The sequence below is a fragment of the Actinopolymorpha pittospori genome, assembly GCF_014873875.1.
GTDB classification, from domain to species: Bacteria; Actinomycetota; Actinomycetes; order Propionibacteriales; family Actinopolymorphaceae; genus Actinopolymorpha; species Actinopolymorpha pittospori.
Window position 1 is genome coordinate 4,339,638 of the sequence record NZ_JADBEM010000001.1, and the last position, 23,746, is coordinate 4,363,383.

General features: G+C 69.0%; 19 protein-coding genes and 1 pseudogene. 13 read left to right on the forward strand and 7 right to left on the reverse strand.

The genetic code is table 11. The features are described from left to right. Positions 1-219 precede the first annotated feature (219 nt). From HEB94_RS20485 to HEB94_RS20495, 3 genes and pseudogenes are all read left to right on the forward strand, one after another. Positions 220-615, forward strand: a pseudogene (locus tag HEB94_RS20485) (flavin reductase family protein); the annotation flags it as partial. A gap of 338 nt (positions 616-953) precedes the next feature. After that, on the forward strand, positions 954-1,775 hold the full coding sequence (locus HEB94_RS20490) for a phytanoyl-CoA dioxygenase family protein (protein ID WP_192751394.1): 822 nt from the start codon (positions 954-956) through the stop codon (positions 1,773-1,775). A gap of 31 nt (positions 1,776-1,806) precedes the next feature. Next, positions 1,807-3,759 (forward strand): ABC transporter substrate-binding protein, encoded by a 1,953-nt coding sequence (locus HEB94_RS20495; protein ID WP_192751395.1) that lies wholly within the window; start codon positions 1,807-1,809, stop codon positions 3,757-3,759. Between the two features lie 66 nt (positions 3,760-3,825). Here the strand turns inward: HEB94_RS20495 and HEB94_RS20500 are convergent, their stop codons facing one another. After that, positions 3,826-4,857, reverse strand: a complete 1,032-nt coding sequence (locus HEB94_RS20500) for a phosphotransferase enzyme family protein (RefSeq protein ID WP_192751396.1) — start codon at positions 4,855-4,857, stop codon at positions 3,826-3,828. A 141-nt stretch (positions 4,858-4,998) separates the two neighbouring features. On the opposite strand from HEB94_RS20500, the gene HEB94_RS20505 reads away from it, so the two are divergent. Next, on the forward strand, positions 4,999-6,090 hold the full coding sequence (locus tag HEB94_RS20505; RefSeq protein ID WP_192751397.1) for a phosphotransferase: 1,092 nt from the start codon (positions 4,999-5,001) through the stop codon (positions 6,088-6,090). Here HEB94_RS20505 and HEB94_RS20510 read toward each other — a convergent pair. Continuing rightward, positions 6,087-6,965 carry a ribosomal RNA small subunit methyltransferase A gene (locus HEB94_RS20510; RefSeq protein WP_192751398.1) on the reverse strand — a complete coding sequence of 293 codons (879 nt, stop codon included), beginning with the start codon at positions 6,963-6,965 and terminating at the stop codon, positions 6,087-6,089. The genes HEB94_RS20505 and HEB94_RS20510 overlap by 4 nt on opposite strands. Before the next feature lie 403 nt (positions 6,966-7,368). Between HEB94_RS20510 and HEB94_RS20515 the strand changes: the two genes are divergently transcribed. After that, positions 7,369-7,770: an NUDIX domain-containing protein gene (locus HEB94_RS20515; protein WP_202896459.1), complete on the forward strand. Its 402-nt coding sequence runs from the start codon at positions 7,369-7,371 to the stop codon at positions 7,768-7,770. Between the two features lie 2 nt (positions 7,771-7,772). Here the strand turns inward: HEB94_RS20515 and HEB94_RS20520 are convergent, their stop codons facing one another. Continuing rightward, complete coding sequence (locus HEB94_RS20520; RefSeq protein WP_192751400.1) at positions 7,773-8,225, reverse strand: YdeI/OmpD-associated family protein; 453 nt, start codon at positions 8,223-8,225, stop codon at positions 7,773-7,775. Positions 8,226-8,305: 80 nt separating this feature from the next. Next, positions 8,306-9,064 (reverse strand): aminoglycoside phosphotransferase family protein, encoded by a 759-nt coding sequence (locus HEB94_RS20525; RefSeq protein WP_192751401.1) that lies wholly within the window; start codon positions 9,062-9,064, stop codon positions 8,306-8,308. A gap of 57 nt (positions 9,065-9,121) precedes the next feature. Here HEB94_RS20525 and HEB94_RS20530 point away from each other — a divergent pair, with 57 nt between their 5' ends. Next, positions 9,122-9,796 carry an HNH endonuclease signature motif containing protein gene (locus HEB94_RS20530; RefSeq protein ID WP_192751402.1) on the forward strand — a complete coding sequence of 225 codons (675 nt, stop codon included), beginning with the start codon at positions 9,122-9,124 and terminating at the stop codon, positions 9,794-9,796. A 124-nt stretch (positions 9,797-9,920) separates the two neighbouring features. Here the strand turns inward: HEB94_RS20530 and hisG are convergent, their stop codons facing one another. Next, on the reverse strand, positions 9,921-10,751 hold the full coding sequence (hisG, locus tag HEB94_RS20535) for an ATP phosphoribosyltransferase (protein ID WP_192751403.1): 831 nt from the start codon (positions 10,749-10,751) through the stop codon (positions 9,921-9,923). Between the two features lie 207 nt (positions 10,752-10,958). Between hisG and HEB94_RS20540 the strand changes: the two genes are divergently transcribed. From HEB94_RS20540 to HEB94_RS20555, 4 genes are all read left to right on the forward strand, one after another. Beyond that, the gene (locus HEB94_RS20540) at positions 10,959-12,083 is read left to right on the forward strand and encodes an alpha/beta hydrolase (protein WP_192751404.1); all 1,125 of its coding nucleotides are present in this window, start codon (positions 10,959-10,961) and stop codon (positions 12,081-12,083) included. A 148-nt stretch (positions 12,084-12,231) separates the two neighbouring features. Continuing rightward, positions 12,232-13,962, forward strand: a complete 1,731-nt coding sequence (locus HEB94_RS20545; RefSeq protein WP_192751405.1) for an N-acyl-D-amino-acid deacylase family protein — start codon at positions 12,232-12,234, stop codon at positions 13,960-13,962. 75 nt (positions 13,963-14,037) lie between these two features. After that, entirely contained in the window at positions 14,038-15,252 is a 1,215-nt protein-coding gene (gene ligD, locus HEB94_RS20550; protein ID WP_192751406.1) for a non-homologous end-joining DNA ligase, read from the forward strand. A gap of 157 nt (positions 15,253-15,409) precedes the next feature. Beyond that, positions 15,410-16,984 (forward strand): sensor histidine kinase, encoded by a 1,575-nt coding sequence (locus tag HEB94_RS20555; protein WP_192751407.1) that lies wholly within the window; start codon positions 15,410-15,412, stop codon positions 16,982-16,984. 105 nt (positions 16,985-17,089) lie between these two features. Here the strand turns inward: HEB94_RS20555 and HEB94_RS20560 are convergent, their stop codons facing one another. Both HEB94_RS20560 and HEB94_RS20565 read right to left on the reverse strand, forming a co-directional pair. Then, on the reverse strand, positions 17,090-20,971 hold the full coding sequence (locus HEB94_RS20560; RefSeq protein WP_192751408.1) for an ABC transporter ATP-binding protein: 3,882 nt from the start codon (positions 20,969-20,971) through the stop codon (positions 17,090-17,092). Next, a complete protein-coding gene (locus HEB94_RS20565; protein ID WP_192751409.1) occupies positions 20,968-21,462 on the reverse strand; it encodes a MarR family transcriptional regulator in 495 nt (164 codons plus the stop codon). Before HEB94_RS20565 ends, HEB94_RS20560 begins: the two co-directional genes overlap by 4 nt. Positions 21,463-21,696: 234 nt before the next feature. On the opposite strand from HEB94_RS20565, the gene HEB94_RS20570 reads away from it, so the two are divergent. The 3 genes from HEB94_RS20570 to HEB94_RS20580 all read left to right on the forward strand — a co-directional run bounded on the left by HEB94_RS20570 (position 21,697) and on the right by HEB94_RS20580 (position 23,714). Next, entirely contained in the window at positions 21,697-22,266 is a 570-nt protein-coding gene (locus HEB94_RS20570; protein ID WP_337917855.1) for a GNAT family N-acetyltransferase, read from the forward strand. Between the two features lie 78 nt (positions 22,267-22,344). Further along, the gene (locus HEB94_RS20575; protein ID WP_192751410.1) at positions 22,345-23,151 is read left to right on the forward strand and encodes an AAC(3) family N-acetyltransferase; all 807 of its coding nucleotides are present in this window, start codon (positions 22,345-22,347) and stop codon (positions 23,149-23,151) included. A 29-nt stretch (positions 23,152-23,180) separates the two neighbouring features. After that, positions 23,181-23,714, forward strand: coding sequence for an NUDIX hydrolase (locus HEB94_RS20580; protein ID WP_192751411.1), 534 nt, complete (start codon positions 23,181-23,183; stop codon positions 23,712-23,714). The last annotated feature ends 32 nt before the right edge of the window (positions 23,715-23,746 follow it).

Consider the following 23,746-nt stretch of genomic DNA (forward strand, 5'->3'; position numbering starts at 1 on the left):
AGCCGCGTCCGTCGGAGCGCTTCGACGCTTCGTCCGCGGCCATCGGCTCACGGCGCCTGACGGAATCCGCGCCAGCGGACCTGCCAGGTCGTCTTCGTCCGCGCGGGGACACCGCCGACTCCGCGCACCATGACCGCGCCTTGCCCGCCACGGCCCGACCGGAGAAGCCGAGCCTTCCCGGTACCAGGTCTGGCGTACACCCAGGAGGTGGCGCAAAGAATGACCAGTTGTGTAGATGTCCCCACCGGAATCACGCCGGAACTGTTCCGTCGCGTCTTCCGCCACTACGCCGCGGGTGTCGTCGTCGTCACCGCCGAGGCCGGATCCGGTCCGGCGGGCTTCACCGCCACCTCGCTCGCCTCGGTCTCGCTGAACCCGCCGCTGGTGTCGTTCGCGCTGTCGACCGCGGCGTCGAGTTGGCCGACGATCGCCGCCACGGACAGCATCGTGATCAACTTCCTGGACGCGGAGCAACACTCCGTGGCCAAGAGGTTCGCGACCAGCGGGATCGACCGGTTCGCGGCGCCGACCAGGTGGTCCCGGCTGGCCACCGGCGAACCCGTCCTCGACGACGCGGTCGGTCAGCTCCGTGGCCAGATCGAGCACCGTTTCCCGGTCGGCGACCACCACCTGGTGGTCGTCCGGGTCACCAACGCCGCGACCCGCGACCACACCCCCTCGTCTACCACGCGGGCTCCTACAACACGGTCCGTCAGTTCCAGTCGGTCTGAGGCGCCGGGGGCGTTCGCGCGTTCGTTCGCGCGTTCGTCCCCGAACGCCGGCCGCATCGCCTCGGTGGGTGGAAACGCCTTGCGAGTGGGCGGATGCGGCGCCGAGTTCACGCTGTCGCTTCTGGGTCTGACCACGGGCGGTCAGACGATTGACGGTCTCCGGGCGGCCTGTTACCCAGGACGCATATCCGCGCATGCTGCACCCAGCCAAGGAGACCCCGCATGTCGGAACTGCGTCGCCAGATCGATGAACAAGGATATGTCGTGGTCCCCGGGGTGGTGCCGAAGGAAAACATCGACGCCGTGGTGGACGACATCTGGAAACACACCGGTGCCGATCCGGACCGGCCCGAGACGTGGTACGCGCCGGGTCGGATCGCCGGAACCGGCATGGTGGAGATGTACCACTACCAGTCGATGTGGAACAACCGGCAGTACGAAGGAGCCCACCGCGTCTTCGCCGAGATCTTCGGCACGGAACAGCTGTGGGTGAGCCTCGACCGGACGAACCTCAAGCCTCCGTCGGTGCCTGAGCACCCCGACTACCACCACAAGGGTTTCACCCACTGGGATGCCGACCTGGAGAAGTATCCGGACGTCCCGTTCGGCGTTCAGGGCGTGCTGGCGCTGGCTGACACGACCGCGGACATGGGGGGCTTCCAGTGCGCCCCCGACATCTACAAGAACCTACCTGCCTACATCGAGAAGTACGGCCGGTCGCGACAGGCGAACCTGACCGAGTATTCCGTTTCCCCCATTCCGATGAACGCGGGCGACATGGTTATCTGGACGACCCTGCTCGCGCACGGCAACGGAGACAACCTGACGGACCGCCCACGCCTCGCCCAGTACATCTCGATGGGTCCGGCGCGGGAGTCCGATGAGGAGTTGCGCGAGCAGCGCGTAGCCGCCTGGCAGGAGAACCGACCGCTGGCCTACCGGACCGCGTTCCCCGGTGACCCGCGCGGGATCGAGCAGGCGCGTGGCAAGCCGGCCGAGCTGACCCCACTGGGCCGGCGTCTCCTCGGCATCGACCGCTGGTAACCATGTGAGAGGGCCGACAATGAACGGTCATGTGACGAGGCGGGATGTGCTGCGGATCAGTGGCGTTGCCCTGACCGCGGCGGTGACGACAAGTGCCTGCGACCTGTTGTCGACGGAGCCGACCGGCGCGGGCGCGGGTGCGGGAACTTCGGGCGGGAACGGCGCGAAGAAGACCAAGGAGGCGCCGCAGCTCGCCGCCATGGTCAAGCAGGGAAAGCTTCCTCCGCTCGCGCAACGGCTACCGGCCGAACCCCTGGTCGTCCAGCCCAACGAGAAGATCGGCACCTACGGCGGTGACTGGCATCTCCTGATCGAGGGGGAGGCATACTCCAACGCGGCGACGATCTACGCCGTCGCGGGCTACGAGAACATGGTGCGCTGGGATCCGACGTTCAAGAAGATCATTCCGAACGTCGCGACCAAGTACGAGGTCAACGAGGACAGCACCGAGTACGTCTTCACCCTCCGCAAGGGGATGAAGTGGTCGGACGGCAAGCCGTTCACGGCCTCGGACGTCGTCTTCGCGGTCGAGGACGTCCTGATGAACAAGGAGCTGACTACGGCCCCGCCATTCGGTGAGATGGGTGCCGAACAGGTCGACGAGCAGACGGTGAAGGTCACGTTCGCCAAACCGAACGGGCTGTTCGTCAACTACCTCGCCACCCGGCGCGGCGCCTACCTGACCGACTATCCGCGCCACTACCTCGAGCAGTTCCACCCGAAGTACAACCCCGACCACGCGGCGGCAGCCAAGGCCCTCGACTTCAAGGACTGGCTCGCGGTGTTCCAGGACGTGAGCGGGTCGTGGAGCTTTGGCCGCAACGTCAAGAAGCCCACGCTGAACGCGTGGCTGCTCACCGCGGCGTCGGACACGAAGTCGCGGATCGTCGTCTCGCGCAACCCCTACTACTGGAAGGTCGACCCCGAGGGAAGCCAACTCCCCTACATCGACAACCTCGTCTACGAGGTGATCCCCGGGGAGGAGGCCGGCCTGCTGAAGCTCCTCAACGGTGAGGTGGAGTGGGGCGAGCCCGAACTCAAGGACAAGCCGGTCGTCTCGCAGTACCGCGAACGCGGGGACTACCGGTTGTACGACGTCGTTCCCGAGGCGATGAACGTCGCGTGCATCTACCCGAACCTCAACCACGAGAATCCGGTCAAGCGCGAGATCTTCTCCAACAAGAACTTCCGCATCGGCCTTTCGCACGCGATCAACCGGGCCGAGATCGTCAAGGCCGTCTTCCAGCGCCAGGGTGAGCCCTGGCAGGTGGCGCCGCGCAAGGAGTCGGTCTACTACGACGAGGAGATGGCCAAGCAGTACGTCGACTACGACGTGGCGAAGGCCAACGCCGCCCTCGACCAGGCGTTCCCGGACAAGGACTCCAAGGGGATCCGCCTCGGACCCGACGGCAAACCGATCTCCTTCACCGTCGACGTCGCCAACATCGTCCCCACCTGGGCGGACGTGATGAACCTGGTGGTGGGCTTCTGGCAGAAGGTCGGCGTCGACGCCAGGATGAACACCGGCAGCCCCGAACTCGTCGTCGAACGTGGCGAGGCCAACAAGCACGACATGTCCGTGTGGGCCGGTGAGGGCGGGCTCGACGGGGTTGTGCTCCTGAACCCCTACAACTATCTCCCGTTGCTCAGCCCGTACTCGTTCTTCGGGGTGCGGTGGGCCCAGTGGTACATCAGCCGCGGCAAGTCCGGTGAGGCGCCGCCGCCGGACGTGCGTCAGCAGATGGACCTGTACGACCAGGTGAACGCCACTGCCGACCAGGACCAGCAGGTACGCCTGATGAAGGAGGTCCTGAAGATCGCCAAGGAGCGGTTCCACGCCATCGGCATCAGCATGCTCCCGGACGGATACGGCGTGATCACCAACCGGGTTGCCAACTGGGGGAAGTTCACCACCCAGGGCGCCTGGGTCTACACCTCACCGGCGCCGACGAACCCGTTCCAGTTCTACATCACCAAGCCGTGACACCACGACGCCGCCGGCTCCGCTGTCCCGGAGCCGGCGGCGTCGCCTGTGTCCGGGTCACTCGGGTCACTCGAACACCGCTGACCAGAGGTCTGGCCGGCGGGCGATCTGCAGTGCCCGGCCCAGCGCGGTCGGCATCTCGGCGACGTACTCGCGGGCCTTCTCCTCCTCGGCGAGAGTGCCGATCCAGCCACCGATCTCCCACAGTGGCTGGCGCGCGAGAGCCCAGGGCAGTGCGGCGCGTTCGGCCGCGGTGAGCGGTGCGTCGAGGCCGGTCTCGTAGGCGTCGACGAGCGCGCGAAGGTTGCCGGCGCGGGCGTCGATGTCCAGGAGCGGTGGCGCGAGGTCCGCGAAGTAGAGAGTGAGCGCCAGATCGTCGACGCGGGCGCGTTCGCCCATGAAGTCGAAGTCGGCGACCATGACAACCTGGTCACCACGGAAGAAGACGTTGTTGTCCCAGAAGTCGCCGTGGACGAGTTGCCGAGGCAGCTTCGGCCAGAGGTCGCGTTCGCCCGCCGACACCAGTGCCGCGAGTTCGTCCGCGAGGTCGGCGACGCCTCGCTCGGCCGGCGTCGGAGCCCAGCCCCGGATCCGGGTGGTTGCCCGCGTCGTGGCCGCGAGCGCGTCCTCGGGCTGGATGTGGTTGGCGTACCGGGAGGCGCGACCGGCCGCGGACACCTCCAGGGTTCGGGTCACCGAATGCAGTCGGCCCAGCAGCGGGAGCCCCTGTCGTAGCCGCTCGCTCGTCTTCATGTATCCGTCGTGGTCGACGAACCGCTCGACCTCGACCAGGGACTCACCGAGGATCGTCCAACCGGCGCCGTCGCGGGTGGGTAGGTGCCGCGGACAGGGAACGCCGGCCGCGGTGAGGCTACGCCGTACGTCCTGGATCGCGGTGAGACGGTCAGGCGTGACGTAGCGCAGGTAGGCCCGCGCGACGTAACGGCCGTCCTCGGCGTCGACCAGGACGTTCAGGTTCACCCCGCCAAGGTCTGCGACCTTGCGGACTCCCAGCCCGTAGCCGACGCGGAGTACGTCGATGAGTTCCGACGTCGGCACGGGCCTGGTGCCCCGATCGCCGCCCTGCACGTCGTTCATCTGGTCACCGTAGCCAGCGGCATGCTCACCGTTCGACCTGTTATCGGTGCCAGGGAGGCGTCAGGGCCATGTTCAATAATGGTCAACGGTCTCCGTTATTCGCTCGCGGCCGCGAGCGAGCCTTTGGCAGGCTGGATCGCCGTGGCCCTCGAATCGGATGCCGCGCACCATCGTCGATCCCCTTCAACGTGCACCGCGAGCCGCGAGCGAGCGTGCGAGGTCGGTGACCTGTCCGCCGGCCGGACACGGGCGTGGGACGGTGCCTTCTGGCAGTCCCTGTGGCTGGTACCCGGCGACGTGATCCGGGTCGTTCGTGAGTGCTTCGACATCGCCGCGACCTCGGCTTCGTTGCTCCCCGAAGGGCTGCTCAACCAGTCCTGGCGGATCGGTGCCGGTGAGGAGACGTGGGTGTTGCGGGTCAGCAGGCCGGAGCGCTCCCGCGGTCAGGTGGCCTACGAACACGCGGTCATTCGCGACGTGCGGGAGGAGTTCGAGCTGGTCGTCGTTCCTCATGTCGGAGGCGACGGCGCGACAGTCCAGTACCAGCGCGGCAGACTCGTCTCGCTGTTCCCCCACGTCCACGGCGTCTCCGGCGCTGCGACGGCTCCGTGCGTTCGCGGTCCACTGGCGGCGAAAGCCCTCGCCCGCCTGCACCGGATCGGAGTCCGGCGTCCCGATCGTCCGCAGCGACCCGGATTCCGGTCGGTGCACGAGCGGCCACGGTGGATCTGGACCGCGGTGAGACCGGTGCTTGTCCATGCCCTCGCCGGGACGACGGACCTGGCCGACCTGCTCGCGATCCTCGACCGTGAGGTCGCCGAGTTGGACGCCTGGCTCGACGACCTCGCCACGTCGCGCCGGCCGCTCGTACGCGGTCTCGTCCATGGTGACTTCAACCCGCGCAACCTCCTCTTCGACGACGGCCGTCTCGTGGCGGTGCTCGACTGGGACGAGTGTCGGATGGACCTGCTCGCGTGGGAGGTGGCCCAGGTCGCCTTCGCCGCGGACGGGTTGTCTCCGCGCGCGTTCTGGGACGCCTACCTCGACGCCGGTGGCCCCCTCGGTGCCGAGGACCTCGACCTGTTGGGTGAATTCGCCCGGATGGGCGCGTTGTCGGGGGTCCAGTGGGCGGTCGATCACGGCCGAGCCGCACCGCACGCGTTGGACGTCCTCCGTGACGTCGCGAACGGGCTCGGCCGGCTCCGCGCACGGGCGAACGAACTCGGGATCTAACCGGCATCGGCCTGGTTGGTGGCGGATTGGTTGGTGGCGTCCGGCTGGTTGGCGGCGTCGGCGTGGAGGAGTTCGGCCATGAACAGCGACAGGTCGGCGGAGCGGAGTTCCTGCAGGCGACGTTGGTGGATCCGACGCGTCGTCGGCGAGGCACGGACGGCGGCGACGACCTCGTGCCGCCGGGGGAGCGAACCGAGTGCGGCACTGTCGTTCCGGAGCTGACGCAGCAGGTCCTTGACCCGGATTCCGCCCCGTCTGGAGAACGCGTCGTCGACCGCGGTCTCCAGGCCGGGTCGAGGTCGTCTCGGTACGAGGTGGAGCAGGCAGGCGGGTGTTCGGGTCGGCGGATGGAATCCGTTCGGAGCGATGGTCGCGACCATCGTCACGACGTACCTCGACTGGACGTTCAGGCTGACGCGGTTGTAGTGAGCTGCGCCGGGGCGGGCGACCGCGGCCCGACCGAACGACCGTCCCATGACGAGGGTCGCCGACGTGAGCCGGTCGAGTCGGCGAAGCCATCGCGGTAGGTGCTCGGTCAGCCGGAACGGCGGGTTCGCGACGACCTTCGTCACGTCGTCGAGGCGGATGTCGAGAATGTCGCCCCAGAGCACGTCCACGCGGGCGAACCGATGGGCGAGCGCGGCCAGGTACGGCCTGAACTTCGGGTCGATCTCCACGGCATGGATCCTGGTCGGAGCGCGGGCAGCCGGCTGGCTGGCCAGTGCCTGGGTGATGACGCCGGTGCCGGCGCCGAGGTCGGCGACCACGTCGTGGGCGGTCACGTCGGCCGTCTCCAGAAGCTTGCGTACGACGGCGGTGTCGCGCAGCAGATGCTGGTCGAGTCGATCGGTGTCGAGGACGAGTTCGGACGGCATGCAGGTGGGTGACGGTGCGTTCGCGTGAACCAGACGGCGACTCCTGGGTAGGCGGGAACCACCGACGACGCCCCGTGGAGGTGAGTGACCGACACTGATGCCGCGCGAGTGATCAAGGGCCACGGCCGGGCACCGGGCACACGGGTGCCCAGGGAGTGTGTGACGAGGCGTCGCCGGGACTCCGGCGGGTGGGCTCAGCTCGTGGAAGGCATCCGCGCGCACCCGAGGGCGGGTGAGCCTCGCCGGGTGTGGGTAGGCCGACGATCCGACCCGTGACCGCCACGGGGCGCTCGCCGCTACGGATGCCTATGTCGTCATGCGGGTAAGGCTAGAGAGCTGTCATGCTTCCGCAACTGAATTCCGCCCCCCGGCGGTGGCGACGGCGTTGGATACGCTCGTCGGCGTGCGGGAACTCGACCGGCCGGAAGCCATCATCGCGATCCTGCGGCGGGACGACCGCATCCTGGTCATCCGCCGCGGACCGCAGACGCGGCGGTGTGGCTATTGGGCGCCGTTGAGCGGCACCATCGAGCCCGGCGAGAGCCAGGAGATGACACTGGTGCGAGAGGTCCGCGAAGAAGTGGGGCTACTCGCGCGGCCGGTCGCGAAGGTCTGGGAGTGCGACACCGACGACGGCCTCTATCTCCTGCACTGGTGGCTCGCCGACGTCGAACCGGGTGAGATGACGCTCGAGCCTCGCGAGGTGAGTGAGGCACGCTGGATCAGACCGGAGGATTTCCTCCAGTTGGAGCCCACGTTCGAGAAGGACCGTGAGTTCTTCGAGCGGGTGCTACCCGGCCTGTGAGCTCAGCGCTGGCCCCGCCCCGACCGCAGCCGTTCGACGGCGGCCTCGACGCGGCGTTGCCGGGTTTCGGGCTTCTTGGCCGATTCGATTCCCTCGACGAACCATCGCTGCTGGCTGTACGACAGGCCGCCGAAGAACTCCTTGGCCTGTGCGTCGCCCTCGAGGGCGACGGCGAAGTCCGGGGGGACCGTGACCTCACGGGGTTCGGAGTCCAGCGCGAGTTCGACTTCGATCTCGTCGCCTGCGGCGATCCCGGCGCCGGCACGGTTCTCCGCACTGACCCCGATCATGAACGCACCGCTCATCACCGCGACCGTGCTGCGGTAGGTGTGCCCGTTGATGGTCACCCGCACCCGTGGCCGCTTGCCCGACCCGAGGGCCTCGACGACGTCGGCCGGAACCACTATGCCGGTGGCGGACTTGCCGTGTGACTCGAGTACGGCGTGGAACTTCATCGGTGCTTCCCCTCACTTCCCCCGAGGACGGGACCGCTCCGGATCATACGACGCTCGCCCGGAAGAGGACCATGAGTCGGTCACGTCAGGAGGTCGAGGAGACGCTCGGCCTGGAGTTCGAGCGTGCCTGGCGGGTTGCGGTGCACGGAGGGGCCGCCCGGCAGCAGCATGTGGAGCCACAGGGCCGCCGCCAGCCGCCTGCCTTCGAGGAGGCGCTCCTGATCGACGCCGAACCGTGCGGCGAACTCCGTCCAGTCGGTGCCCCGCGCACCGAGGTGTTCCATCAAGGTCGCCATCTCATACGCCGGATCGGAGCGTCCGGCGTCCTCGAAGTCGACGATCCGGACCCGGGAACCGTCCCACAGGTAGTTGCTCAGGTTCGGGTCGCTGTGGCCGAGAATCGGGTCTGCGTGATCGGCCAGCGGAGTGAGCCGCGCGAGATAGGCCCGTACGGTTTCCACGGCAGCGCCGACCACGCCGTCGAACCGTCCCACGGTGGCGAACCGCGTACGCGCGACGGCGAGGGCCTCCGCTGGTGCGAACCGACGCGGCGGCAGCGTCCGCACCGGGACGGACCAGAGTTTGCATAGGGACTTCTCCAGACCGGTCAGCTGTGCGTCGGTGAGCGCGCCGGACATCGGCTCGCCCGGTACGACGGCCATCGTCAGCGTGGGCGGGACGGCATCGAGACAGGCGCCCAAGGGCTCCGGCACCAGGTCGGCCGTGTGTGCGTGGACGAGAACGAGTACCGCCCATTCGCGGCGATGTTCGTCGCGTTCCCAGGAGGTGTACCGCTTGAGCAGTCGGTTCCCGCTCGGCACCAACTCGTGTGTCGCCATGGTCACTCCTCTCGCTTCGAGCACGTCGACGCGACCCATCCTCTGCTGGCAGATGGCTTGAAGGTAAGTGAACGGATCGCTAGGCGCCTGGTCGGCCTCGCTCAGGCCGCCGGGAACGCTCCCACCCGGGGTGGGACCAGGCCGCGGATCACCGCCACGATCCCCTTCCAATACCTACGCGACCTGTACGGGCACGGCGTCATCCACACCACCCTCCAAGCCACCGCAACCCTCAACCCCGACGGCGGCTGCGAGGCGTGCGTCACCGGGTGCGGCGACGCGGAGAACGGCGGCGCGGATGGCAGCGGTCCGAAGGTCGGAGCGTTCGGGAAAGTCCCCGACGGGATCCCGGTCTCCGCACGATGGCTGCGGATGCTGGTCTGCGACGCCGAAATCCTCCCCGCCGTCCTGGGCAGCGACGGAGCCATCCTCGACCTCGGCACCGGAACGAGGCTGTTCACCAGCAACCAGCGTCATGCGATCGGGGAGCGGGACGGGCACCACTGCAACTTCCCCGACTGCCAAGCACCAGAAAAATGGTGCCACGCCCATCACATCGTCCACTGGGTAGAGGGCGGGCCGACGAATGTAGGAAACGGGGTCCTGCTCTGCCCCACCCACCACCACCTGATCCACCACGACAACTGGACCGTACGCATGAGCGATCACGGCCACCCCGAATACATCCCACCCCCATGGACCGACCCCACCCAACACCCCCTCCGCCGCTGAACATCGCAAGCGCCCGACCCCTCCGCCTCCGCGCGCGGAGGCGCGCGCCCACGGCAACCTGCCGCGCAGCGGACGCAAGCCTGCGTTGACGGACGGAGCTCCGAGCTGCCTGAGGAGACGTAGCTCAGGCCAACACTGCCTCCGGTGCGAGTGCCACGATGCTCGTCGCGCCCAGGCGGCGCAGCTCCTCCAGACGGACCCAGAGCTCATCCGCCCCCACGACGAAATGAATGGCGACCATGTCGTCGCGTCCGGCAAGGGGGAGGACGGTCGGTGCGGCCAGGCCGAAACGCATCTCGGTCAGCTCATCGACGTTATCGGTCGGCAGATGCGCCATGACATAGCGCTGCCGGCGGGCCGCGACGACGGCCTCGACGCGGAGTACGAGGCTGTCGAGTCCGCCGCTGTCACGTCGTACGAACTGCGCCTCGCAGGGACGAATGACGTCGAGCACCCGAAGTCGGTTGGAGGCAAGGCTCGAGCCCGTCTCGCGAAGGTCGACGATCGCGTCCGCGATCCCCGCGGCACAGACGCCTTCCAGCGCACCGCCCATCTCCAGCACCCGCACGCGGACGTGGTGTTCGGCGAAGTACTTCTCCGCGATCCTCGGTAGGTGGGTGGCGACCACCGCGTCGTCCAGGTCGGCGACGGTTTTCCGGCCGTCGTCATCTCTGCTCGCCACGACCAGGGTGCTGCGGGCGAATCCCAACGGTGTGGAGGCCAAGCCGTCCAACTCGTGTTCGGCGACGATGTCGGTCGAAAGGAACCCGGCGTCCAACTGCCCGACCGACAGCGCGGCGGCGGCATCGCGCGGCCGCATCTCGATGAACTCGACGCCCTGCACGGTCGCCCACGCACCAGACCGGCGGAAGACACTGCTCGGGTAACCCGCATGAGCCAACAGGGCCAGGCATTCGTCACGTAGTCGACCCCTCGACGGCAGCGCAACTCGCATCGGTGACCCCCTCAGCTTCTGGTCGGGAACCGTTCCTCCGACATCCTTTCGCCCAGCACCACACGGGCGCAATCGAGTTCCGCGCACCGCGGGGCGTAGAAGGCATCGCGCTGGTCCGGATTGGTCACGTGGACGTGGGTTCAGCGCGCGCGGAACGGCGTTCGGAACCGTAGGCTCGCAACCGCACCCACGCCGAGGAGGTTTCAGATGACCGCAGGTACGGACGATTCGAAGCCCGCTCCGTCCAATGTACGTGGCGCGGCCTACCCCCGGATCCACGCCGATTTGAGGGTGACGTTCCAGGTGTCCGTACCCACCGCGACCTCGGTCCGGCTGCAGCCGGGCGGGCACGAGAGTGGACTCGGCTCCTCGACGATGGACCTCGCGCGGGGCGAGGACGGGACGTGGACCGTCACGACACCGCCCGTGCTGCCGGGCTTCTACTACTACTGGCTGCTCGTCGACGGGGTGGCGGTCAACGACCCGTCCAGCGAAACCTACTTCGGGCACGGCAGGTCCACCAGCGGACTCGAGGTGCCCGATCCGAGCGTCGACTTCTACCAGATCCGCGACGTCCGCCACGGCGAGGTCCGGACCCGCTGGTACCGATCGGAGACGACCGGAAGCTGGCGACGCTGCCTCGTCTACACACCGCCGGCCTACGACGACGACCACACGACGCGCTTTCCGGTGCTCTATCTCCAGCACGGCGCCGGTGAGGACGAACGCGGTTGGACGACCCAGGGCCGAGCCAACTTCATTCTCGACAACCTGATCGATGCCGGTGCGGCGAAGCCGATGATCGTCGTGATGAACAACGGCTACGCCCTCGAGCCCGGCGAGGTGCCGACGACTCCGCCGTACTCGCCCGAACAGACGGCCCGGTTGGCGGACTCCTTCCGCGACCTCATCCTGCGTGACGTCGTGCCCGTGATCGACACCGCCTACCGGACCGTCGCCGACCGGGAGTCCCGGGCGATCGCCGGCCTGTCGATGGGCGGACGCCAGGCGCTGGACGTCGGACTCAAAGGCCTGGACACCTTCGCCGCCATCGCCGGACTGAGCGCCGCCGTGTTCGACCCGATCGACCCGGACCGTGACTACGGCGGTGTCCTCGCCGACGCCGACGCGTTCAACGAGCGGGTCCGGCTGCTGTGGCTCGGTGCGGGCACGGGCGAACGCCGGTTCGACGAGGCGCTGGCCAGCATGGAGTCCGTTCTCACCAAGCAGGGCATCCGTCACCAGGCCTACCGTTCGCCCGGCACGGCGCACGAGTGGCAGACCTGGCGCCGGAGTCTGCAGGCACTGGCCCCACTGCTCTTCCGCGACTGATCCCGCGACCGATCCGGCGACCGATCCGGCGACTGATCCCGGCCGACCGGGAGGGATGACCGGGAGGGATGACCGGACCGGGCCAGCGAAACCGGCCAACGAGACGAGCGGGCCGCCTGATCGGTCGGCCGTGCCATGATCGCTTGGCATGACAGACGATGGTGGAGGTCAGCCGGTGGAGAGTGGGCCGCGAGCCACGGGGGAGGGGACCTCGAGCATCCTGATCCGCGGCGGTCTGGTGTACGACGGCACCGGCGCCCCGCCCAAACACCTGGACATCGTGGTGGAGGGTGGCCGCATCCTGAGCGTCACCAGATCCGCCCTGACCGCACGGCTCGACTCCGGGCCCTCCGGGCCGCCCGAGTCGCCCGCCCCGACCGAGCCACGGCCCATCCGGGAGCTGGGGCCGAACTCCTGGGTCATCGACGCGATCAACCTCGCGGTCGCTCCCGGCTTCATCGACATCCACACCCACTCCGACCTCAGCGTGCTGTTCGACGGTCGGGCGCAGAGCAAGGTACGGCAGGGCGTCACGACAGAGGTGATCGGCAACTGCGGCTTCTCGGCGTTCCCGATCGCGCCGGAACGTCTCCGCGACCACGTCGACCTCCTCGCCGGCATCGGCGACGACCCGCTGGATCCGTCCTGGACCGACGTCGACGGCTACGCGCGAGTGGCGGCGGAGACAGGGCTGGCGGTGAACGTCGCACCACTCGTCGGCCACGGAGCGCTCCGGATCGCGGAGATGGGGCTCGCCAACCGGGCGCCGACGGAGCAGGAACTCCGCGGAATGCGGTCGCGACTCGACGCGCTGCTGGAGCAGGGTGCGTTCGGGCTCTCCACCGGGCTCACCTATGTCCCGTCCCGGTACGCCGAGACGGCCGAACTCGTCGCGCTCTGCCAGACGCTGGCCGCTCGCGACCGGCTCTACGCCACCCACTCCCGTGGTGACCTCGCGGGCCTGTTCGACGCCGTTGACGAGTCGAGCGCACTCGGCCGGGAGACGGGCGTCGCCGTGCAGTACTCCCACGTCGCGATCAACGTCCCTGATCGGTGGGGGAGGGCGGAGGAGATGGTCGCCCGTTTCGCCGCCGCCCGTCAGGACGGGGTTGACATCGCCTACGACGTCTACCCGTACGACGCGTCGGCGTCGGCGCTCACGCAGTATCTGCCACCCTGGGTGCAGGAGGGCGGGGTCGAGGCGATGCGGAACCGCCTCGCCGATCCGACCGTCTTCCGCCGCGCGGAGGAGGATCTCGCCTCCGGCTGGGGCGACCCGCGGATCCCGTGGCTGTGGGATCGCATCCTCCTCGCCCGCACCGACGACCTGTTCGGAACCGTCGACGGACAGACCCTCGAGGAGGCGGCCGCCCAGGTGGGCAGGAGCCCGGCCGCGCTCGTCCTCGACCTGTGCCGCGAGGGCGGCAACCGCGTGCAGGTCGTCCTCCGCTACCGGACGGAGGAGGACATGCGCACCTTCCTCCGCTACGACCACGCCCTGATCGGTTCGGACGGCGCGGCGGTTCCCTTCGACCAGCAGGGCCGCCGACCGCACCCGCGCGCGTTCGGAGCACACGCCCGGGTGCTCGGACGGCACGTACGGGAGTTGGCCGACCTCGACCTCGCGACCGCCATCCATCGGATGACCGGCGCGGTGGCCGATCGGCTGCGCCTGTCCGACCGGGGCACCATCGCGGCCGGCCAGGCGGCCGACCTGGTGATCTTCGATCCGTCCAGCGTCGCCGACCGCGCGACCTTCCTCGATCCCGGCCAGCCACCCAGGGGCATCCATCGGGTACTCGTGAACGGCGAGATCGTGGTGGACGCGGACCGGCAGACCGATGCCCGACCGGGGCAGGTGCTACGGGCCGGCCAATGACGGCGCCGCGCCGAACCTCGGGATCGATGAGTGTTCGGCTCCCCCTCCTCCACCGTCGCGACCTATCGTGAGCGCATGTCGAAGTCGCGCATCCTGGAGGTCGCCGGACGCGAGGTGACCATCACCAATCCGGACAAGCTGGTCTTTCCGGATCGCGGCCACACCAAGCTGGACCTGGTGCGTTACTACCTCGCCGTCGCGGACGGTGCCCTGCGCGGGATCGCGGGGCGGCCGATGATCCTCAAGCGGTTCGTGAAGGGGATCGACCAGGAAGCCTTCTTCCAGAAGCGCGCGCCCGGCAAGCGGCCGGACTGGATCGAGGTCGCCGAACTCCGCTACGCCTCCGGCACCTCGGCGCAGGAGGCGGTCGTACGCGACGCCGCCGGCCTCGCCTGGATCGTGAACCTCGGCTGCATCGACCTCAACCCCCATCCGGTGCTGGCCGAGGATCTCGACCATCCCGACGAGCTCCGCATCGATCTCGACCCGGTGCCGGGCGTGGACTGGAAGCAGATCCTCGACGTCGCCCTCGTCGCCAAGGAGGTACTCGAGGACCACGGCCTCACCGGCTGGCCCAAGACCTCTGGGTCGCGGGGGTTCCACATCAACGCCCGCATCGACCCGCACTGGTCGTTCCGAGACGTCCGGCTCGCCGCGGAGACCGTCGCGCGGGAGGTGGAGAACCGCGCCCCCGACCTCGCGACCAGCAAGTGGTGGAAGGAGGAACGGCAGGGCGTCTTCGTCGACTTCAACCAGAACGCCAAGGACCGCACGGTCGCCTCGGCCTACTCCGTACGGCCGACTCCCGACGCCCGGGTGTCCACTCCACTTTCGTGGGCGGAGGTCCCGGACTGCCGGCCGGAGGTCTTCACGATGGACACCGTGCTGGAGCGGTACGCCGAGATCGGCGATCCGGGTGCGGGCATCGAGAACGCGAACGGGTCGCTCGAACCCCTGCTCGACCTGGCCCGGAGACTGGGGCCGGCCGAGAAGCCACCCAAGGGGACCGGCCGCCGTCAGCAGACGATGCCGCTCCTGGAGATCGCACGGGCCAAGACCAAGGGCGAGGCGATGGAGGGTCTGGAACGCTGGAAGGCCCGCCATCCGTCGGTTGTGGGTCATCTGCGGGCGCCCGACATCCTGGTCGACGGCATGCGCGGCCGAAGCTCGGTGTGGTACCGGATCCGGGTCAATCTCCAGCACGTACCCGAGGCCGAACGTCCACCGCAGGAGCCGCTCGAGGTCGACTACGACCCGTGGGCCAACCTGTCCGGTCCAGCGGAGCGTTGAACTCCGCACCGGGATCGGCGGCACCGGGTTGCTCACGGGGACCTGATGGAGTAGCGAAGGAGAGAGACCAGGCTCTGGCAGGGAGCCCGGTTGGAACGGCCACCGCGTAGCACCGCAAACGTGACGTCCAGGCGCAAGCGGGATGGGGGACGTGTCGATGGCTGAGGACGCCGACCCGCGGTTGCGGGACGCTCTGACACAAATCGCCCGGTCAGCCGCAGACCTCACCGGGAGCGCGTGTGCCGCGATCGTGCTCGTCGACGAGCGTCGGAACCTCACGCAGGTGGCGAGTTCCGGAGCGGACGGCGGGTTCCCGCCGGCCGCGGCGCTCCGCGACGCCGCACTGGGGGCGGTGCTGGACAGCGCGTCGGCCGGCCACCTTCACGACCTGCGCGAGGAGTCTGGTGTTCCTCCCGGTCGGCGCGGGGGCCTCAACCTGGTCGGTACGCGCGTTCCGAGTAGTCCACGCGCCCAGGCACGCGGCGTTCTCTTCCTGGGAGGGGGCAGCGGTGCGGCAGCTTTCTCATCGGCGCAGGAGAAGGCGGTCACGGTGCTCGCCGACGCGGCCGGGATGGCCGTCGAGCACGCTCAGATCGTGGAAAGGGAACACCGACACCACCAACTGCTCGAGACGACCGCGAAGGTGACCAGGCTGTTGTTGAAGCACGACGACCCGGGTCAGGCACTGCACGAGGTGGTCAGAAGTGGGATCCGCCAGGTGTGTGGAGCCGATGTCTCCGCGGTCTTCTGCGCCAAGGACGCGTCCGACCAGTTGCTGGTGATCGCGGTCGACGGACTGGGTCTGGACAAGGCGCCGGTCACCCAGATGTCGTCGAACAGCCTGGTCGGTCGTGTCCTCGACTCGGGCCGCGAGCTCCTCAGCGAGGACCTGACGTCCGTTCCGGGCTACAACCCACCGGAGGAGTGGCGGGAGGCGTTGTCGGTCATGGGTCCGGGGATGTTGGTGCCGCTGGTGGCGAACACCGTCGTGCTCGGTGTTCTGCAGGTGGGATGGCGGCGGGACTCGCCGAACGCCCGGAACGCCCTGTCGCAGCGGGGGATGGTGTGCGCGTTCGCCCACCAGGCCGCGCTCGCCCTGCAGCATCTACGGGCCGAGGACGAGCGCGCGAAGCTGCTGGTCCTGAAGGAACGTGACCGGATCGCGTCCGAGCTCGGCGACAGCGTGATCGAGTCCCTCTCAGCGGCGGAGCTGGATCTGCACAGCGCGGCCGGGCTCAGCCGGCAGGCGGAGGTCCGGCGCCGTGTCGACGCGGCGATCGGGTCGGTGGAGACGTCCATTCAGGTGATGCGGGACACCATCTTCCAGACGAGACCACCGAGCCAGCAGGGCGGGCTGCCGGTCTGGCAGCGCGTCCTGGACGAACTCGACTCCGTCTGCTTGGCGTGTGGAATCCAACCGCGACTGGTCCTCACCGGCCAGCTCGACCGGGAGAATGTGGCCAGCGCGCACACGGAGCTCGCCGCGGCGGTCCATGACACGCTCACGGTCGCGACGACGGAGACCTCCACGTCCGTCGAGGTGACCGTACGGGTCGCCGAGACGGAGTTGGTGTTGACCGTCACCGATGCCGGAAGGGGAGTGGGCGAGGAGATCCCGGCCGCCAAGCTCTCCGACCTGGAGCGGCGGGCCAGGAGCCAGGGTGGCTGGCTCGACGTACGCCGGGCGGACGGCGGCACGACCAGCATCGAATGGCACATCCCGGCGGCCTGAGCCGAAACCGAACCCTTGCCCGGACGCGGCCTGAGCCGGGACTGGAACTCGTCCATGCCCGGCTCAGGCGGTGGTGCGGTCGGTGCGGTTGGTGCGTCCCGATGGTCAGGCGGGGTCGACGATCGACATGACGCGTTCGCTTTCGTCGCGGACCGGGTGGTGGTCGGCCCCGATGTAGGACCGCCACAGCTGGGCGTACTTCCCGCCGGCCGCGAGGAGTTCGCTGTGCGTGCCGTCTTCGATCACCCCGCCGTGGTCGACCACGACGATGCGGTCCGCGCGTTCGGCCGTGGTCAGGCGGTGGGCGATGAGGAGCGTCGTCCGCTGCCGGGTGAGGGTCTCGGTCGCCTTGATGACCAGTGCCTCGGTGCCGGGGTCGAGGGCGGCCGTCGCCTCGTCCAGCAGCAGGATGTCGGGGTCGACCAGGTAGGCCCGGGCGAGGGCCAGCAGCTGGCGCTGTCCGGCGGACAGGTTTCGTCCGCGTTCCCCGACGATGTGGAGGTAGCCGTCCCGCATCCGGGTGATGGCCGCGTGGGCGCCCACCGCCCGTGCTGCCGCCTCGACCTCCGCGTCGGTCGCCTCGGGGCGGCCGTAGGCGATGGCGTCCCGAACCGTACCGGGGAAGAGGAACGACTCCTGGGGAACGTACCCGAGCCGGTGGCGGTAGGAGGCGAGGTCGAGGTCGCGCAGGTCCTGCCCGTCGACGCGGACACTCCCGCCGGTCGGGTCGTAGAAGCGGGCGACCAGCTTGACCAGGGTCGTCTTGCCGGCACCCGTCTCGCCCACCAGCGCGACCGTCTGTCCGGGACGCACCCGCAGGTCGATTCCCTGGAGCGCGTCGCCGGCGGCGTTCTGGTAGTGGAAGTGAACGTCGTCGAACACGATCTCGCCGGAGAGCTTCCCGACCGCCTTGGGGTTCTCCGCCTGCGGCGTCGAGGTCGGAGTGCGCAGCAGGTCGCGGATCCGTCGGATGCCGACAATGGCCTGCTGGTATCCGTCGAACACCTGGGAGAGCTGCTGGACGGGTGAGAAGAACAGGTCGAGGTAGAGCAGGTAGGCGATGAGCGCGCCGGCGGTCAACGACCCGTTGTGGATGAGTCCGGCGCCGATGCCGAGCACCATCGAAGCCGCCGCCAGGTTGAGGAACTGGACGAACGGGAAGTACAGCCCGATGTAGCGCTGGGCCCGGAGTCGGCTGACGCGGTAGGAGTCGCTCTTCTCCTCGAACCGATCCGCGTTGTGCTCCTCCCGGCCGAACGCCTGCGCGACCCGCATGCCCGCGACGTTCTCCTGCAAGCTCGAGTTGACGACGCTGATGCGTTCGCGGGCCTCCTGGTAGGCGGTCGCGGACTTCGCCCGGAAGATCAGCGTGGCCACCAGCAGGACCGGCATCAGCGCCAGCACCGCGAGGGCGAGTTCCCAGTTGATCCAGACCAGCGCGACGAACACCCCGACGAACTGCAGGATCGACACGACCGCGGTCAGCAGGGACGTCTGCAGGAACGTCGACAGGGCGTCGATGTCGGTGGTCATCCGGGTCATGATCCGGCCACCCATCTCGCGCTCGTAGTAGTCGAGCCCGAGGCGCTGCAGGTGGGAGAAGAGCTTGACCCGTAGGGCGTAGAGGACACGTTCGCCGGTACGGCCGGTGGTGCGGGTCTGGGCGATCTTGACGATCCAGTCGCCGAGCACGACCAGCAGCGCGACGCCCGCCGCCACGAGGATCACGGAGAACGCGTGCTGCTGGACACCGGAGTCGACCCCGTGCCGGATCAGCAGGGGCAGCGCCAGCGAGGCCGCCGCGTCGAGCGCGACAAGGACGAGCGCCAGCAACAGGACGTTGGTGAAGGGTCGCAGCGTCCGCGGGAGGGTGAAGCCCGGGTCGGGCTTCTGGGCCTCGGTCATGTCGACGTTGGGCACGTCGACGGCGGGCGGCAGTTTCGCCACCTTGGCCAGCAGGTCGGGGGTGGGTGGCATGCCGGACAGCCAGCCGCCGCCTCCGCCTCCACCGCCACCACCGAAGCCGCCTCCGCCACCGCCACCGAAGCCACCGCCGAGACCGGTCGGTGTCTGCACCCGCATCAACTGGCTGGGCTGGTCGGACTCACTGCGTACCCACATCGAGGGTGTGACACCGTCGATCCGCTCGTCGGTCTCCTCGCGGGCGAGGAAGCTCTCGAGGTCGCCGGCCTCGATCCCTTCCGCGTCCTCGCCGGGGCCGGACAGCAGCAACCGGTACAGCGGGCACCGGCTGGTGAGCTCCTCGTCGGTGCCCATGTCGATGACCCGGCCCGCGTCCAGGACGGCGATCCGGTCGGCCAACTGCAGCGTGGACTGCCGGTGGGCGATGATGATCGTCGTACGTCCGGCCATGACGTGGCGGAGCGTGGCGTGGATCTCCGCCTCGGTCTGGGGGTCGACCGCGGACGTCGCGTCGTCGAGGACCAGCAGGCTCGGGTCGCTGAGCAGCGCCCGGGCCAGTGCGACCCGCTGGCGCTGTCCGCCGGAGAGGGTGAGACCGCGCTCGCCCACCACCGTGTCGTACCCGTCGGGAAGTGCCTCGATGAAGTCCGTCGCCTCGGCGGCGCGAGCGGCGGCGCGGACCTGTTCGTCGGTCGCGTCGGGCCGGCCGTAGGCGATGTTGGAGCGCACCGAGTCCGAGAACAGGAAGCTGTCCTCGAAGACCAGACCGATCCGGGAGCGCAGGGACGCGAGGGTGAAGTCGCGTACGTCGTGGCCGTCGACGATGACCGAGCCGCGTTGTACCTCGTAGAAGCGGGGAAGCAGTTGGGAGATCGTCGACTTGCCCGAGCCCGCCGTACCGACCAGGGCCACGGTCTCACCGGGCTCGACCCGCACGGACAGGCCGCGGAGCACGGGGTCGGAGCGGAGGTAGCCGAAGTCGACGTCGCGGAGTTCGACCGCGCCGACACCGCGTGCTGGCTCCACCGCGTCGGGCTTCTCGGTGATCGTCGGCCGGGAGTCGATGACCTCGAACACCCGGATGACGCTGGCCCTCGCCTGCTGGCTCATGACCAGGAAGTTGGAGAGCATCCGGGTCGGTGCGATCAGCTGGCTGAGATAACTCGAGAACGCGAGGAAGGTACCGAGCGTGATGTGCCCGTTGACCGCGAGCCAGCCGCCGAGGGCGAGGATGCCGACCTGTCCGAGCAGCGGAACGGACTGCAGGGTCGGGCTGTAGCGGCTGGTGAGCCGGACCGCCCGCATGCGGGAGCCGAACAGGCGCCGTGCCTGGCGTTCGAGCCGGCCGAGTTCGCGTTGCTCCTGGCCGAATCCCTTCACGACCCGCACGCCGGTGACCGCCGCGTCGACGATGCCGGCGTTCTCGGCCGCCTGCTGCTGGGCGTCCCACGTCGCGGGGAACAGTCGGCTCCGGCTGTGGTAGCCGATCAGGAGCAGGGCGGGGGCCACGGCGAGCGCGATCAGGGTGAGCAGCGGCGAGAGCCAGGCCATGATGATGAGCGAGATGATGAACAACAGGATGTTGCCCATCATCATGGGGAGCATCTGAAGCAGGCCCTGGACCATCATGATGTCGCTGATGGACCGGCTGACGACCTGCCCGGTGTGGAGTTCGTCCTGGCGGGCCCCGTCCAGCCGGGACAGCGATCGGAACAGGTCGCCGCGGATCCTGTGCTGGACGTCCAACGCCAGCTTGCCGCCGAGATAGCGACGTACGAACCCTGAGCCGAAGGTCACCAACCCGAGCCCGAGCATCACCATGATCCACGGCAGCATCGGCTGGTCCTGCGCGATGATCACGTCATCGACGATCTCGCGTTGGACGAGCGGGACGAAGGCGCTCGCCGCCATGCCGACGATCCCACCGCCGAAGGCGGCGAAGACCAGGATGCGGGACTGCCAGCCATAGCGGGCGAGGCGGCGAATCCACTGATTGGCAGAGGGGACGTCGTCCGCGGGAACGTCGTCGGTTCGTGCGGGGGCTTCGGGACTGGTGGTTGTCATCTGCGTGCGGGCACCTCGGCGGTAGTCGGAGACGGGTCGACCTGACCGGCGGGGCCGGCCTGGCCGGAGGAGCGGCGGGCCCAGCGTGCGTCCAGGGCGTCGTCCACCTCCGCGAGTTGAAGGAGCAGCGCTGCCGGGTCGGAGATCTCCTCGAGGAGCGGTCGCAGCCGCTCGCCGTACGCCCGTTCGGTGTGGGCGAGTGCCTCCTCGCCCTTCGGCGTGAGGGCCAGCCGGACGACCCGACGGTCACCGGGCTGGCTGCTGCGGGTGAGGAGCCCGGCGGCGACCATCCCGTCGACGAGGACGGTGACCGCGGGTTTGCTCGTCGCGAGGCGGGTCGCGATCTGGGTCGACCGCTCGGTGCCACGGGAGACGAGTTCGAGGATGCGGAACTGCGCGAGGCTCAACCCCGCGTCGGCGCGCTCGAAGAGACGGGACAAACGGACGATCGCTCGCACAGCGCGCTCGACGGATGGTTGCTGCTCTTTCACAGTTAACAAGCTTAACCATCTTGTCGAGGGACGAGCCCGGCTCGATCAGGCCACACTCGGTCAGGCCCGGACAATGTGCGGCAACGGACGAGGTGCGGACGAGTGTGGAGAGTGCGGACAGTGCCGTTTCGCCCAGATCGCCCCGGAGTGCGCCGGCCGCCTGCGTGACGCGCCGATCACCCAGCGAACGCGCGCTGCCGACCCGCCCGGTGCGATCTCTTGTAAGGTCTGCGGGTGCCTGACGAACCTGTGCTACTGACCAGCCGTCTGTCGCTCCGTCGGTGGCGGGAGGCCGACCTCGAGCCGTTCGCCGCACTCAACAGCCACCCCGAGGTCATGGAGCACTTTCCGGCTCCGATGACCCGCGAGCAGAGCGACGACCTGGTACGCCGGATCGAGGCCGGGTTCGACGAGCGCGGCTACGGCCTGTGGGCGCTCGAAGTGCTGGCAACCGGGCAGTTCATCGGGTTCACCGGGCTGTCGAAACCCTCGTTCGAGGCGCACTTCACCCCGACCGTGGAGATCGGCTGGCGGCTCGCGCGATCCGCGTGGGGCAACGGATACGCCCCCGAGGCGGCGCGTGCGGCGCTCGCCTTCGGCTTCGACAAAGTGGGGCTGAAGGAGATCGTGTCGTTCACGGCCGTCCCGAACCTCAGGTCGCAGTCGGTGATGCGCAAGATCGGCATGACGCATGCTCCGGCGGACGACTTCGACCACCCTGGGCTGCGCCCCGACAGCCCGCTCCACCGGCACGTACTGTGGCGGATCACCGCCGAGCGGTGGCGGGCCGGGGAAGCGGAGTGACCGCCAGGTAGGGGTTCCACCTTCCGCCGGCCGGATATCCGGATGTGGGCGGTCGGTGCCGCGTGACATGCTCGCGGGGTGTCCGAAGCTGACGAACAGACCGAACCCCGCACCCGGGAGAGCCTCGCCGCCGACCTGCGACGCCTCGGCGTACGTCCGGGCAGCGTCGTGCTCGTCCACTCCTCGCTGTCCTCGCTCGGTTGGGTGTGCGGCGGCCCGGTCGTGGTGGTGCAGGCGCTCCTTGACGTCCTGGGCCCGGCGGGCACCCTCGTCGTGCCGACCCACACCGGCGTCAACTCCGACCCAGCCGGTTGGGTGAACCCGCCCGTACCCGAGTCGTGGTGGCCGGTGATCCGGGCACACATGCCGCCGTTCGACCCGGCCCTGACACCGAGCACGGCCGTCGGCATCATTCCGGAGACGGTTCGGAACTGGCCGGGGGCCGTACGCAGTGATCATCCGCGCACGTCGTTCGCCGCGTTGGGCGCCCGGGCGAAGGAGGTCACCGCCGACCACCGCCTCGACTCCGGGCTCGGCGACGAGTCGCCGTTGGGACGCGTCTACGCGCTGGACGGCGACATCCTCCTGCTCGGCGTCGGGCACGGGAACAACACCTCGATGCACCTGGCCGAGTACCGGACTCCGGAGTCTCCGGTGGCAGAGCACGCGGCGGCGGTTCGCACCGCGGCCGGCGAGCGGGAGTGGGCGACCTGGACCGAGATCGACGTCGACTCCGACGACTTCACCCGGCTGGGCGCCGACTTCGACGCGGCCCACCACCCCTCGATCGGCCTGGTGGGTTCGGCCCGCTGCACGCTCGCCCGGCAACGGGAGGTTGTCGACTTCGCGGTCGGGTGGCTCAAGGAGAACCGCCGCCGTACCTGACGGCTGCGGCCTGTGGTGGACTTGGAACCATGATCGAACCAGAGCCGCACGTCGAACTTCCAGACGATCTTCCGGTCCGGGAACGCGACGTGGTGCGGCTCGTGGTGCTCGACGCCAACGACGAGGTGCTGCTCTTCCACACCCACGACCCGACCTACCCGGAGCTGGGCCAGTGGTGGGAGTTGCCCGGAGGCGGCATCGAGTCGGGCGAGACCTACCGCGACGCCGCCGTCAGGGAGTTGCTCGAGGAGACGGGCATCGCCATCACAGTCGATTCTGTTGGTGCCGCCACCTGGTCACGCCGAGCTTCGTTCCGCTACCGCGGCACCCGGCACCTCCAGAACGAGGTGGTCGCGCTCGTACGCCTGTCTGGTTTGGGTCCTGCCGTCGACGGGTCGCAGCGCGTGGAGTTCGAGGACGATGACTACTTCGGCTTCCGCTGGTGGCCGGTGGCCGAGCTGATCAGCAGCCGCGAGCGGTTCTACCCCGGCAGGCTGCCGGAGTTGCTGGGAGCCCTGCTCGCCGGTGACTCGGTTGAGGAGCCGTTCGAGCTCTGGTCGTAGCCGGCCGGTAGCCGACCGGTTTCCCGCGTGGG

Excerpts from the sequence above, each read along its gene's own strand:
- HEB94_RS20555 (WP_192751407.1), top strand. The coding sequence starts at position 15,410 with ATGGCTGAGGACGCCGACCCGCGGTTGCGGGACGCTCTGACACAAATC.
- HEB94_RS20580 (WP_192751411.1), top strand. The coding sequence starts at position 23,181 with ATGATCGAACCAGAGCCGCACGTCGAACTTCCAGACGATCTTCCGGTC.
- hisG (WP_192751403.1), bottom strand. The coding sequence starts at position 10,751 with ATGCGAGTTGCGCTGCCGTCGAGGGGTCGACTACGTGACGAATGCCTG.
- HEB94_RS20525 (WP_192751401.1), bottom strand. The coding sequence starts at position 9,064 with ATGGCGACACACGAGTTGGTGCCGAGCGGGAACCGACTGCTCAAGCGG.
- HEB94_RS20540 (WP_192751404.1), top strand. The coding sequence starts at position 10,959 with ATGACCGCAGGTACGGACGATTCGAAGCCCGCTCCGTCCAATGTACGT.
- HEB94_RS20500 (WP_192751396.1), bottom strand. The coding sequence starts at position 4,857 with ATGAACGACGTGCAGGGCGGCGATCGGGGCACCAGGCCCGTGCCGACG.
- ligD (WP_192751406.1), top strand. The coding sequence starts at position 14,038 with ATGTCGAAGTCGCGCATCCTGGAGGTCGCCGGACGCGAGGTGACCATC.
- HEB94_RS20510 (WP_192751398.1), bottom strand. The coding sequence starts at position 6,965 with ATGCCGTCCGAACTCGTCCTCGACACCGATCGACTCGACCAGCATCTG.
- HEB94_RS20520 (WP_192751400.1), bottom strand. The coding sequence starts at position 8,225 with ATGAAGTTCCACGCCGTACTCGAGTCACACGGCAAGTCCGCCACCGGC.
- HEB94_RS20560 (WP_192751408.1), bottom strand. The coding sequence starts at position 20,971 with ATGACAACCACCAGTCCCGAAGCCCCCGCACGAACCGACGACGTTCCC.
- HEB94_RS20545 (WP_192751405.1), top strand. The coding sequence starts at position 12,232 with ATGACAGACGATGGTGGAGGTCAGCCGGTGGAGAGTGGGCCGCGAGCC.
- HEB94_RS20490 (WP_192751394.1), top strand. The coding sequence starts at position 954 with ATGTCGGAACTGCGTCGCCAGATCGATGAACAAGGATATGTCGTGGTC.